The organism is Streptomyces sp. NPDC048636, from assembly GCF_040650655.1.
Taxonomy (GTDB): Bacteria; Actinomycetota; Actinomycetes; order Streptomycetales; family Streptomycetaceae; genus Streptomyces.
Map to the genome: position 1 here is coordinate 275483 of NZ_JBEZHR010000002.1, position 12804 is coordinate 288286.

The 12804-nt window shown below is 71.3% G+C and carries 11 protein-coding genes; 8 read left to right on the forward strand and 3 right to left on the reverse strand.

From position 1 onward, the window contains the following. Window positions 1–57 precede the first annotated feature (57 nt). The 3 genes from AB0C66_RS07065 (at window position 58) to holA (ending at window position 2137) form a co-directional block, all read left to right on the forward strand. Window positions 58–726, forward strand: coding sequence for an O-methyltransferase (locus AB0C66_RS07065; protein ID WP_362433903.1), 669 nt, complete (start codon window positions 58–60; stop codon window positions 724–726). Window positions 727–829: 103 nt separating this feature from the next. After that, entirely contained in the window at window positions 830–1075 is a 246-nt protein-coding gene (locus tag AB0C66_RS07070; protein WP_362435538.1) for a hypothetical protein, read from the forward strand. Between the two features lie 72 nt (window positions 1076–1147). Continuing rightward, window positions 1148–2137, forward strand: a complete 990-nt coding sequence (gene holA / locus AB0C66_RS07075; RefSeq protein ID WP_362433905.1) for a DNA polymerase III subunit delta — start codon at window positions 1148–1150, stop codon at window positions 2135–2137. Between the two features lie 90 nt (window positions 2138–2227). Here holA and AB0C66_RS07080 read toward each other — a convergent pair whose 3' ends face one another. Beyond that, window positions 2228–2983 carry a hypothetical protein gene (locus AB0C66_RS07080; protein WP_362433907.1) on the reverse strand — a complete coding sequence of 252 codons (756 nt, stop codon included), beginning with the start codon at window positions 2981–2983 and terminating at the stop codon, window positions 2228–2230. A 438-nt stretch (window positions 2984–3421) separates the two neighbouring features. Beyond that, window positions 3422–3688 carry a 30S ribosomal protein S20 gene (gene rpsT / locus AB0C66_RS07085; RefSeq protein ID WP_362433909.1) on the reverse strand — a complete coding sequence of 89 codons (267 nt, stop codon included), beginning with the start codon at window positions 3686–3688 and terminating at the stop codon, window positions 3422–3424. A 225-nt stretch (window positions 3689–3913) separates the two neighbouring features. Here rpsT and lepA point away from each other — a divergent pair, with 225 nt between their 5' ends. The 5 genes from lepA to AB0C66_RS07110 all read left to right on the forward strand — a co-directional run bounded on the left by lepA (window position 3914) and on the right by AB0C66_RS07110 (window position 11978). Next, on the forward strand, window positions 3914–5794 hold the full coding sequence (lepA, locus tag AB0C66_RS07090) for a translation elongation factor 4 (protein ID WP_362433911.1): 1881 nt from the start codon (window positions 3914–3916) through the stop codon (window positions 5792–5794). 252 nt (window positions 5795–6046) lie between these two features. Then, window positions 6047–7936, forward strand: a complete 1890-nt coding sequence (locus AB0C66_RS07095; protein ID WP_362433914.1) for a long-chain fatty acid--CoA ligase — start codon at window positions 6047–6049, stop codon at window positions 7934–7936. 151 nt (window positions 7937–8087) lie between these two features. Beyond that, complete coding sequence (locus AB0C66_RS07100; RefSeq protein WP_362433916.1) at window positions 8088–10124, forward strand: ATP-binding SpoIIE family protein phosphatase; 2037 nt, start codon at window positions 8088–8090, stop codon at window positions 10122–10124. 342 nt (window positions 10125–10466) lie between these two features. Then, on the forward strand, window positions 10467–11699 hold the full coding sequence (gene hemW, locus AB0C66_RS07105; protein WP_362433919.1) for a radical SAM family heme chaperone HemW: 1233 nt from the start codon (window positions 10467–10469) through the stop codon (window positions 11697–11699). Between the two features lie 12 nt (window positions 11700–11711). Further along, window positions 11712–11978: a hypothetical protein gene (locus AB0C66_RS07110; RefSeq protein WP_362433921.1), complete on the forward strand. Its 267-nt coding sequence runs from the start codon at window positions 11712–11714 to the stop codon at window positions 11976–11978. Here the strand turns inward: AB0C66_RS07110 and AB0C66_RS07115 are convergent. After that, window positions 11971–12798: a DUF3097 domain-containing protein gene (locus AB0C66_RS07115; RefSeq protein ID WP_362433926.1), complete on the reverse strand. Its 828-nt coding sequence runs from the start codon at window positions 12796–12798 to the stop codon at window positions 11971–11973. The two genes, AB0C66_RS07110 and AB0C66_RS07115, sit on opposite strands and share 8 nt — an antisense overlap. Window positions 12799–12804: the final 6 nt, after the last annotated feature.

The following is a 12804-nucleotide window of genomic DNA, read 5'->3' on the forward strand; positions in this document are numbered from 1 at the left end:
GGCGGTCCATAGTAAGTTCCTCTTGAAAACCATGTCCGTTCCGAAAGGAAACTCACTGTGTCGCTGGCTCGGTGGACCGAGGTCGACAGCTACTTCAACACCCTGCTCAACCCCGCCGACCCGGCCTTGGACGCGGCGCTGGACCTCAGCGCGGCGGCCGGTCTGCCGCCGCACCAGGTGGCGCCCAACCAGGGCAAGCTGCTGCATCTGCTGACGAGGATCCGGGGCGCCCGCAGGGTGCTGGAGATCGGCACCCTCGGCGGCTACAGCACCATCTGGCTGGCCACGGCCCTGCCCGCGGACGGACGGCTGATCTCCCTGGAGGCCGATCCGGGGTGCGCCGAGGTCGCCCGCGCCAATGTGGCGCAGGCGGGGATGGCCGGGATCGTCGACATCCGCACCGGACCGGCGCTCGACTCCCTCGCGCTCCTCGCCGAGGAGGGCGCGGACCCCTTCGACGTGGTCTTCATCGACGCCGACAAGCCGAACAACCCCGGCTATCTCGACTGGGCGCTCCGGCTTACCCGCCCCGGCAGCTTGATCATCGGCGACAACGTGGTGCGGGACGGCGCGGTGGCCGACCCCGCCAGCACCGATCCCACGGTCCAGGGCATCCGGCGCTTCACCGAGCGGATGGCCGAGGAGCCGCGGCTGACGGCCACCGCGGTGCAGACGGTCGGTGAGAAGGGGTACGACGGCTTCGCCCTGGCCCTGGTCACGGACTGACCGGCGGCAGGGGGCACCGGCCGCCCGGCGGTCCTGGTCACCGGCCGCCCGGCGGTATGCCGCACGGCCGATACCGGACAATGACCCGGTGATCGATGAAGGACTGAACGGCGCACGGCACATCCTGGTGCTGCCCGACCGCGACGCCGCGGAGGAGGTCGCCGAGGCGCTGCCCGAGCGCTTCCGCCTCGCCCACGAGCCCCAGTTGGTCCGGGACGCGCTGGCGGGCGAGGACGACGCCGAGGACGCCCAGTGGCTGGTGGTGGTCGAGGACCCGGCCGGGGAGCTGGACCCGGCGGCGCTGGACGCGTTGGCCGCGGAGCACGAGGGCTGGCTCGAGACCGAATAGCGGCCCCCGGGCTCCACGTCGCGCCCGGCGCCCGGCCGGGGATGTCGGTGGTCCGTGGGATGCTGGACCGCGATGGCCAGGAAGACGACGACCGACGATCCGCTCGCCCCCGTGACCCTTGCCGTGGGTCAGGAGGAGCTGCTGCTCGACCGCGCCGTGCAGCAGGTCGTGGCGGCCGCCCGCGCGGCCGACGCCGACACCGATGTGCGCGACCTCGCCCCCGACGCGCTCCAGCCCGGCACCCTCGCCGAGCTCACCAGCCCCTCGCTCTTCGCCGAGCGCAAGGTGGTCGTGGTGCGGAGCGCGCAGGATCTCTCGGCCGACACCATCAAGGATGTGAAGGGCTATCTCGGCGCCCCCGCCGAGGAGATCACCCTCGTTCTGCTGCACGCGGGCGGAGCCAAGGGCAAGGGGCTGCTCGACGCCGCCCGTAAGGCCGGGGCGCGCGAGGTCGCCTGCCCCAAGATGACCAAGCCCGCCGACCGACTGGCGTTCGTGCGCTCGGAGTTCCGCGGCACGGGGCGGTCCGCCACCCCCGAGGCGTGTCAGGCGCTGGTCGATGCCATCGGCAGTGATCTGCGCGAGCTGGCCAGTGCGGTGACGCAGCTCGCCGCCGATGTCGAGGGCACCATCGACGAGGCCGTCGTCGCCCGCTACTACACGGGCCGCGCCGAGGCGTCCAGCTTCACCGTCGCCGACCGGGCCGTCGAGGGGCGGGCGGCCGAGGCGCTGGAGGCGCTGCGCTGGGCCGTTGCCACCGGAGTGGCCCCGGTGCTGATCACCAGCGCTCTGGCGCAGGGCGTCCGCGCCATCGGCAAGCTGGCCTCGGCCCCGCGCGGCGCCCGCCCGGGCGATCTCGCCCGGGAGCTCGGGATGCCCCCCTGGAAGATCGACCGGGTGCGGCAGCAGATGCGCGGCTGGTCGGCGGATGGTGTGGCGGTCGCGCTGCGCGCGGTCGCCGAGGCCGACGCCGGGGTCAAGGGTGGCGGGGACGATCCGGAGTACGCCCTGGAGAAGGCCGTCGTGGCCATTGCCCGCGCCGCTCGCTCGGGCCGCTCCTAGCGGAACCGGCCGCCACGGCAGCCCTCACAGGAACCAGAGCACCCACGAGAGCCTTCACGAGAACCAGAGCCCCCGGGGGCGCCGGATCGCTCACCCCTTCATCTTCTCGAGCGTCACCTCGGCGCTCTTCTTGAGCATCTCGGTGGCCTCGGCGTTCGTCTTCGCGGTGGCGCTGGAGGAGCTGGACACATACTCCGACCACGTCGACTGGTAGGTGGTCCAGCCGTCGCGGACCGCGAGGATCACATACGCACCGGTTCTGGTGCTGGACCGGTTGGTCTGCGTCACCACGTACGCCTCGTCGCCGAGCCCGCCGACCGCCTTGACCTCGTACCGGTAGGTGGAGGTCTTCTGGTCCTCATAGGCCCGGTAGGTGGCCTCGAACTCGGGCCCCGGGTCGGTCTTCTTGTGCAGCGACGCCGTCGTGTAGAGCCAGACCGAGGAGTAGTCGCTGCTGGAGGCGGAGTCGGGCTGGAAGTCGATGTTGCAGGTCATCGAGTCCAGTGCCTCGCTCTGGGAGCTGCTGTGCGTCGGGTTGGACGCGCTCGAGCTGGTGTCGTCCTTCTCCTCGTACCCGGCGCTCTCGAAGGCTTCGGTGTCGGTCGGGTCGCACAGGTTGTCCGTGTACTTGTACCCGGCGAGATCGGCCTTCGCCTCCTCGCCGCCGCCGAACCCCCCGGTGGCCAGCAGGACACCGGCCCAGACCGCCGAGGCGAGCACGGCCCCGCCGAGCCCCCACAGCCAGCCCTTGCCGCCGGTGCCGCCGCCACCCGCCGGGACGCCCGGAGGCATCGCGAGCGGCATCCCCATGGGCGCGGCCTGCTGCCCGTACCCGGCCATGGGCATGGCGGCCATCGTGGGCTGGGCGTAGGGATTTGCCTCCGGTGGCCGGGGCTGCTGAGGCACACCGTAAGCGCTGTGCTGAGGCTGCTGGGGCGGCTGAGGCTGCCCGTACGGATTGGGTGTCTCCCCCGGTATCGACATGACGTGAACATACCCGAGAAAACGACAAAATCCCCACGCTGTCCTGGGGAAGGACGACGTGGGGATTTCGGTTCGATCACTGTCGATCAACGCCCGAAAGGCATCGATCAAGCGACCGGTCGATCCGAGTGCGCCGCACCCGCGTGGCGAACGCAGGCCGTGTGCGGCGCGGTGCCGCAGTCAAGCTGTCGGCTGCCGGTCGGAGCGGGTGAGAGGGACCGCTGGGCCCGGACCGGCGGGGTGGGACGGGTTGCGTCCCGGACGGGACGGTGTACGTCCCTGAGGCATCAGCCCCGGACGTCAGCCCTTGAGGCTGGCGACCTGCTGCGCGAGCGCCGACTTCTTGTTGGCGGCGTTGTTCTTGTGGAGCACGCCCTTGCTGACGGCCTTGTCCAGCTTGCGGCCGGCGGCCTGGGCGGCGGCGGTGGCCTTCTCGGCGTCACCGGCGGCCACGGCCTCACGGGTACGGCGGATGGCCGTCTTCAGCTCGGACTTGACCGCCTTGTTGCGCAGCCGGGCCTTCTCGTTCGTCTTGTTGCGCTTGATCTGGGACTTGATGTTCGCCACGTAAAGAGCCTTCGCAGGTTCGTTGGATTTCGCTGGTCGTGTGCTGTGCCCGCGACCGCGCGGGGGCGGCACGAGACACAGTCGGCCAGGTTACCAGCAGGGTCTACGGCGTCCCAAACCCGGACGCGGGCGTCCCGCACCCGGATGCAGTCGCCAGTCATGGGACCATGGACGGACTGACATCACCCCGATGACACCGCGTCCCGCCTAGACACAGGACCCTGCGTGCCCGCGATCCCTACCAATGTGCCGGAGCCGAGCCGTACCGACCCGGCTCTCATCCGTAACTTCTGCATCATCGCGCACATCGACCACGGCAAGTCGACGCTCGCCGACCGCATGCTCCAGCTGACCGGTGTGGTCGACCAGCGGCAGATGCGCGCGCAGTACCTCGACCGCATGGACATCGAGCGCGAGCGCGGCATCACGATCAAGTCCCAGGCGGTCCGGCTGCCCTGGGCGCCCACCGAGGGCGAGGGCCGGTCCGAGGCGGCCACCCATATCCTCAACATGATCGACACCCCCGGCCATGTGGACTTCACCTATGAGGTCTCGCGGTCGCTCGCGGCCTGTGAGGGCTGCGTCCTGCTGGTCGACGCGGCGCAGGGGATCGAGGCCCAGACCCTCGCCAACCTCTATCTGGCGATGGAGAACGACCTCACGATCATCCCGGTCCTCAACAAGATCGACCTCCCGGCCGCGCAGCCCGAGAAGTACGCCGCCGAGCTGGCCCACCTCATCGGCTGTGACCCCTCCGATGTGCTCAGGGTCTCGGCGAAGACCGGCGAGGGCGTCGCGGATCTGCTGAACCGGGTCGTGGAGCTGGTTCCGGCCCCGGTCGGCGTCAAGGACTCCGCCGCCCGCGCGATGATCTTCGACTCGGTCTATGACCCGTACCGGGGCGTGGTGACCTATGTGAAGGTCGTGGACGGCACGCTCAACAGGCGTGAGCGGATCAAGATGATGTCCACCGGCGCCGCCCATGAGCTGCTGGAGATCGGCACCAACTCACCCGAGATGACCCCCTCCGACGGGCTCTCCGTCGGTGAGGTGGGCTATCTGATCACCGGTGTGAAGGATGTCCGCCAGTCCAAGGTCGGCGACACCATCACCCAGTTCACCAAGGGCGCCGAGGAGCCGCTGGGCGGCTACAAGGACCCCAAGCCGATGGTGTTCTCCGGGCTGTATCCGCTGGACGGTTCGGACTACCCCGAGCTGCGCGAGGCCCTGGACAAGCTCCAGCTGAACGACGCCGCGCTGGTCTACGAACCGGAGACGTCCGCCGCGCTCGGCTTCGGCTTCCGCGTCGGCTTCCTGGGGCTGCTGCACCTGGAGGTCATCCGTGAGCGTCTGGAGCGCGAATTCGGTCTCGACCTGATCGCCACCGCGCCCAACGTGGTCTACCGCGTGGACATGGAGGACGGCAGCGAGCACACGGTGACCAACCCCAGCGAGTTCCCGGTGGGCAAGATCGACACGGTCCATGAGCCGGTCGTCCGGGGCACCATCCTCGCCCCGAGCGAGTTCATCGGCGCGATCATGGAGCTGTGCCAGAACCGCCGCGGTGTGCTGCTCGGTATGGACTACCTCTCCGAGGACCGCGTCGAGATCCGCTACACCCTGCCCCTCGCCGAGGTCGTCTTCGACTTCTTCGACCAGCTCAAGTCCAAGACCCGCGGCTATGCCTCGCTGGACTACGAGCCCACCGGCGAGCAGACCTCCGACCTGGTCAAGGTCGACATCCTGCTGCACGGCGACAAGGTCGACGCCTTCTCCGCGATCACCCATAAGGACAAGGCGTACGCCTATGGTGTCCGGCTGGTCGCCAAACTGCGCGAGCTCATCCCGCGGCAGAACTTCGAGGTGCCCATCCAGGCCGCCATCGGCTCCCGGGTCATCGCCCGTGAGACGGTCCGCGCCATCCGTAAGGACGTCCTCGCCAAGTGCTACGGCGGTGACATCTCCCGTAAGCGGAAGCTGCTGGAGAAGCAGAAGGAGGGCAAGAAGCGGATGAAGATGGTCGGCAGCGTGGAGGTGCCCCAGGAGGCGTTCATCGCGGTGCTGTCCTCCGACTCCGACGGCGGAGAGAGCAAGGGGAAGAAGTGACGCGCGGTGTCACTGGGAAGTGACGCGAAATGAGTGCTCAGCGGGCCCGGTGCGAAGGATGCGCCGGGCCCGCTTTCGTGGTGACAGAGGTGCGGTGCGTCCCGGTGTGAGGGGTGCGGCGGACCGCCCCGTCGTCGTTTGAACAACGTGACCTGCAACCCCTTACGCGGTAAGGATTCGGCCCTTACGCTGATCACTGCTCGAAGGTTACTCGCGAGTCACCAAGCAATGAGGCTGGCCCCGGAGGATGCCGTGACGGACACACAGACCTTGCTCGAGAACCGGCCGCCGTCCCTGGCGACGCACTTCCTCCAGCGCGTCGAGGCGACGCCTGACAAGGAGGCGTACCGCTATCCGGTCCCGGCCGCCTCGGGTACGGGCCCCGACGAATGGCGCCCCCTGACCTGGCGCGAGAGCGCGGACCGGGTCTTCGCCATCGCCGCCGGTCTGATGGGTCTGGGCGTCCGGCCCGAGGAGCGGGTGGCACTCGCCGCCAGCACCCGTGTGGAGTGGATCCTCGGCGACCTCGGAGTGCTCTGCGCGGGCGCCGCGACCACCACGGTCTACCCGAGCACCAACGCCGAGGAGACCGCGTTCATCCTGTCCGACTCCGGCAGCCGGGTGCTGATCGCCGAGGACGGTGTCCAGCTCGCCAAGGTCCGCGAGAAGCGCGACCAGCTCCCCGAGCTGGCCCATGTGGTGGTGATCAACGCCGATGACGCGGTTCCGGCCGCGGGCGACCCGGAGGGCTGGGTGCTCTCCCTCACCGAGCTGGAGAAGCGCGGCACGGCCTACCTGGAGCAGCACCCGCAGGCCGTACGGGAGCGGATCGACGCGCTCCGCGCCGACCAGCTGGCCACGCTCATCTACACCTCCGGCACCACCGGGCGCCCCAAGGGCGTACGGCTGGCGCATGACTCCTGGTCGTACATGGCCATCGCGATCGGCAGTGTCGAAGGGCTGCTCTACGCCGACGATGTGCAGTACCTCTGGCTGCCGCTGGCGCATGTCTTCGGCAAGGTGCTGACCGCCGGGCAGATCTACGTCGGCCACTCCACCGCCGTGGACGGCCGGGTCGACAAGATCATCGAGAATCTGCCGGTGGTCCGCCCGACCTATATGTGCGCCGTGCCGCGGATCTTCGAGAAGGTCTACAACGGAGTGGCCGGGAAGGCGCGCGAGGGCGGTGCGGCCAAGTACAAGATCTTCCAGTGGGCGGCCGGGGTCTCCCGCGACTACGCCAAGATCTCCCAGGACAACTTCCGCCGTACCGGCACCCCTTCGGTCCCGTTCGGCCTCAGGACCCAGCACGCCCTCGCCGACAAGCTCGTCTACGGCAAGCTGCGCGAGGCGTTCGGCGGCCGGCTGCGCGCCGCGGTGTCCGGCTCGGCCGCGCTCGCGCCCGAGATCGGCTACTTCTTCGCGGGCGCCGGGATCAACATCCTGGAGGGCTACGGCCTCACCGAGTCCAGCGCCGCCAGCTTCCTCAACCCGGTGGACTACCGCACCGGCACCGTCGGCAAGGCGTTCCCCGGTACCGAGGTGCGGTTCGGCGAGGACGGCGAGATCCTGCTCCGCGGCCCGGGCGTCATGCAGGGCTACCACGGGCTGCCGGAGCTGACCGCGCAGGTGCTGGAGTCCGACGGCTGGTTCCACACCGGTGACATCGGGGAGCTGTCGCCCGACGGCTATCTGCGGATCACCGACCGCAAGAAGGACCTGATCAAGACCTCGGGCGGCAAGTACGTGGCCCCGGCGGAGGTCGAGGGCCAGTTCAAGGGCGTCTGCCCGTTCGTCTCCAACATCCTGGTGTACGGCGCCGACCGCAACTACTGCACCGCGCTCATCGCCCTGGACGAGCCGACCATCATGGGCTGGGCCAAGGAACACGGTATGGACGGCAAGTCCTACGCCGAGGTGGTGGCCACCGATGAGGCGCGCCAGCTGATCGACGGTTATGTGCGGCGGCTCAACGAGGACCTCCAGCGCTGGCAGACGATCAAGAAGTTCCGGCTGCTGCCCCGCGATCTGGACGTGGAGCACGGTGAGTTGACGCCCAGCCTCAAGCTCAAGCGACCGGTGGTCGAGCGCGAGTACAAGGACCTGATCGAAGACATGTACGCCGGAACCCGGGAGGCCTGACGGGGAGTCGACCGTGCCCGGTACGCCGGGCACGGGAATTTTCCCCTCATCGCGGCTCACTTGCGTAACTCGGCGCATATGAGGGCGGTCCGTCTGTCACGCTGTCCCTGCCGGTGCTGTTGGCACCGGACGCGGATGCGGATACGGCACTATGACGGAGCTTCTCAGGAGCCGCACAGTGGGGACGTCATCTTCTGCCATGTCTGGCGGGTCGGTCGAGGCCGGCGGGGTGGCTGTACCGGTCGGGGGTGTGGGCCCGGTCCGGACCAGCGCCTCGGCCCGCGCCAGCCTGCCCGGCTCACCGCTGGCGGCCTCCGCCGCGCGGCGGTTCGTCCGGGCCGCCCTCGCCGAATGGGCCACCCTGGACGTCCCCGCCGCCGACCGGATCACCGGACGGGTCGGGGACGAGGCCGTCCTGCTGGTGAGCGAGTTGGTCACCAACGCGGTGGTGCACGCCGGTACCGCCGTCGAACTCAGCTGCGCGCTGGACGTCCCCGGCCACGACGGCGAACCGCCCTCGCTGGTCTTCGAGGTGACCGACCACCACCCCACCCGGGTGCTGCGCGGCGAACCACCGGACGGGGAGGAGCCGGAGTACGTCGGCGGCCATGGGCTGCGGCTGGTGGCCGGGATCGCCGAGTCCTGGGGCACCACCTACCGGCGCACCAGCAAGACCGTGTGGTTCCAGCTCGCCGTCGCCGCGGAGGCGGACGAGGGCCCCGCCGCCGTGGGATTCGACGGCCTCGGCCGGGACGGCGCCCGGCGCGCCGAGCGCGCCCTGCCGCGCGAGGCACTTCCCGTCGAGCTGATCGCCCCCGCGCCGCGGCGGGCGCCCGCCCGCCGCCATGATCCCGAATGGGCGCGGCACGGCGCGCTCTCCTTCCTCGCCGAAGCGTCCGATCTGCTCGCCGGGCAGTTCGACGAGGAGCTGGTGACCTCGCTCGCCGTCCAGCTGCTGGTGCCCCGGCTGGCCGACTGGTGCGCCGTATGGCTCGACGCCGCGAGCGGCCCGCCGCGGCTGGTGCGGGTCTGGCACGCCAGCGAGAGCCGTGCCGAGGAGCTGCGGCGGGTGCTGGAGAAGGAGCCGCCCCATCTGCCGGCCGCCGCCCGTGGCGGCGCCGTGGACTGGCCGTGGCCCGCCGACCCCGCCGCGTACGGGCCCGGCGGGGCCGCCCTGGCCTGCCGGCTGCTCGCGGGCGGCCGGGCGATGGGCACGCTGCTGATGGGACGGGCCGGGCTGGTGCGGATGCCCGACGAGGTCGTCGGCCTGGTCGAGGACTTCACCCGCCGGGTCGCCCTCGCGCTGGCCTCCGCCCGCCGCTACACCCGGCAGGCGGATATCAGCCGGGTGCTCCAGCGCGGCCTGCTGCCCTCCGGCATCCCGCGCATCCCCGGCGCGGAGGCGGCCGTCGTCTACGAGCCCACCGGCGAGATCTCCGCCGGGGGCGACTTCTACGACGTCTTCCCGGCCCGTGACGGCCGCTGGGGCTTCGTCCTCGGCGACGTCTGCGGCAACGGCCCGGAGGCCGCCGTCGTGACCGGTCTGGTGCGCCCCTGGCTGCGGCTGCTGGCCCGCGAGGGCTACGGCGTCGGGGAGGTCCTCGACCGGCTCAACCAGCTGCTCGGCGAGGAGGCGGTCGAAACGGCCGTCGAAGAGGCCGCCGAGGCCGTGGTGGCGGGCGTCGAGGCGGCCGGGGTCGGCGTCGGGGTCGCGGAACTGGTCGACGCCGGGCTCGTCGGCGCGGGGCTGCCGCCGGGCGGCGGGATGGCCCGCTTCCTGTCACTGCTGTACGGGGAGCTGGAGCCGCTGGGCGACGCCGGCGGCGGGCTGCGCTGCACCCTCGCCAGCGCGGGCCATCCGCTGCCGCTGGTGCTGCGGCCGGACGGCTCGGTGCGCACCGTCACCGAGCCGCAGATACTGCTCGGCGTGGTGGACGATGCCGCGTACGAGAGTGAAACGTTTGATCTGGCGCCCGGGGAAACGCTCCTGTGCGTGACGGACGGCGTCACCGAGCACCGCTCGGGCAGCCGTCAGTTCGACGACGAGGAGGGACTCGCCGCCGTCCTCGCCTCCTGCGCGGGGCTGAGCGCGCGCGAGGTCGCGGAGCGGGTGCGCGAGGCGGTCCACGCGTTCGCGGTGGAGCCGCCGGACGACGACCTGGCCATGCTCGTCCTGAAGGCCCTCTAGGACGGGTCCCTCGGGCCCCGGGCGCTGGAATCGTCGGCGCCGAGCCGGGGAGTGGTGTGTGCCGTCGCCCGGCCCTGGAGCGGTGGGCGCGTGGGGCCCGTGCCTCCTCCGCCTTCGGCGTCGGCTACCGGGGTTGTCGGTGTCGATCCGGGCAGCGCGCGGCGCTGAATCCCCGGGCACGGGCCAGGGGGTGCCGAGCCACGGCATGTGGCGTCGTCGGCCCGGGGCGCTGGAATCGTCGGCGCCGGGCCGGGGCGGCGGCCGTAACGCACCGGGCCCGGCTCGGCACGGGCGGAAGCGGGGCGGTGCTCGGGTCGGTGGCGATGCCGGACAATGGGTCCCATGCCTTCCGTACTGCCCGATGGCGAGCCCATGCCCGAGGACGGTGCGCTGCCCCCCGCCGCGCTCGCCGGGGCCGCGCGGCGCCCGCTGGGCTTCTATCTGCATGTGCCCTACTGCGCCACGCGCTGCGGGTACTGCGACTTCAACACCTACACCGCCAGTGAGCTGCGCGGCTCCGGCGGGGTGCTGGCCTCCCGGGACAACTACGCCGAGCAGGTCACCGAGGAGGTGCGGCTGGCGCGGAAGGTGCTGGGCGACGACCCGCGCGCGGTCGAGACCGTATTCGTCGGCGGCGGTACGCCGACCCTGCTCGCGGCGGCCGATCTGGGCCGGATGCTCGCGGCGATCCGGGAGGAGTTCGGACTGGCGGAGGGCGCCGAGATCACCACCGAGGCCAATCCGGAGTCGGTGGATCCGCGCTATCTGGCGGAGCTGCGCGAGGCCGGGTTCAACCGGATCTCGTTCGGGATGCAGAGCGCCCGCCAGCACGTGCTGAAGGTGCTGGACCGTACCCACACCCCCGGCCGCCCCGAGGCGTGCGTCGCCGAGGCGCGGGCCGCGGGCTTCGGCCATGTGAACCTCGACCTGATCTACGGCACGCCGGGCGAGAGCGACGATGACTGGCGGGCCTCCCTGGAGGCCGCCCTCGGCGCCGGACCGGACCATGTCTCGGCCTACGCGCTGATCGTCGAGGAGGGCACCCAGCTGGCCCGCCGGATCCGGCGCGGCGAGGTCCCGATGACCGACGACGATGTGCACGCCGACCGCTACCTGATCGCCGAGGAGATGCTCTCGGCCGCCGGGTTCGACTGGTACGAGGTCTCCAACTGGGCCACCACCCCCGAGGGCCGCTGCCGCCACAACGAGCTGTACTGGCGCGGCGCCGACTGGTGGGGCGCGGGCCCCGGTGCCCACAGCCACGTGGGCGGGGTCCGCTGGTGGAACGTGAAGCACCCCGGCGCCTACGCCCAGGCCCTCGGCGAGGGCCGGTCGCCCGGTGCGGGCCGTGAGGTGCTGGCCGACGAGGAGCGCCGCGTCGAGCGCGTCCTGCTGGAACTGCGGCTCGCCGAAGGCTGCCCCCTGGACCTGCTCCGCCCCGCGGGCGCGGCGGCCGCGCGGCGGGCCCTGGAGGACGGCCTGCTGGCCCCGGAGCCGTACCGCCGGGGCCGGGCCGTGCTCACCCTGCGGGGGCGGCTGCTGGCGGACGCCGTGGTGCGCGACCTGGTGGACTGATAGGCGAGGAACATGACTGCGCTGAGTGCACGCCGGGAAGAGCGGGATCATCGCGATGACCGCTGTGGGCGACCGGGTGCCGCTTACGCCGCCGGGCAGGTACCCGCCTACCTGATCATCGACCCCATCGCCGCCGAGTGCGTGCTCCTCACCGAGCCGAAGGGGACCGGCGAGGCGGCCGACTACGGGACGGAGCGGGCCAGTGAGTTCGGTGACCCGGTCACCGTCGAGGCGCTGGACATCACGCTGGAAACAAGCGACTTCCGGACGCTCAGCTGACCCCGACCGTCACAAAATCGATCAGCTCCTCCACCCGGCCCAGGAGTTCGGGCCGCAGGTCCTTGTAGGAGTGGACCGAGGAGAGGATGCGCTGCCAGGCGGCGCCGGTGTTCTCCGGCCAGCCCAGGGCGCGGCAGACGCCCGTTTTCCAGTCCTGGCCGCGCGGGACCGTGGGCCAGGCGGAGATGCCCAGCGAGGACGGTTTCACGGCCTCCCAGATGTCGATATAGGGGTGGCCGACGACCAGTACGTCGTCGCCGGTGACCTCGGCGGCGATCCGGGACTCCTTGGAACCGGGCACCAAGTGGTCGACCAGGACGCCGAGCCGGGCATCCGGGCCGGGGGCGAACTCCCGGACGATGGCGGGGAGATCGTCGACACCCTCCAGGTACTCGACGACCACGCCCTCGACGCGCAGATCGTCCCCCCAGACCCGCTCCACCAGCTCCGCGTCATGGCGTCCCTCGACATAGATGCGCCCCGCGCGGGCCACCCTCGCCCGCGCCCCCGGTACGGCGAGCGAACCGGAAGCCGTGCGCCGGGGCGCGGCGGGGGCCGTCGCGCGCGGGCGCACCAGCGTGACGACACGGCCCTCGAGCAGAAAGCCGCGCGGCTCCATGGGGAAGACACGGTGTTTACCGAAGCGGTCCTCCAGAGTGACCGTCTGCCCCTGCGCGGTCTTCTCACAGCGGATCACCGCCCCGCAGAACCCGGTGGTGACCTCCTCCACGACGAGGTCCGGTTCGGCGGCGACCTCCGGGGCGGGCTGCTGCCGCTTCCAGGGCGGGGTCAGATCGGGGTTGTCGTATCGGCTGCGCACCCGGCA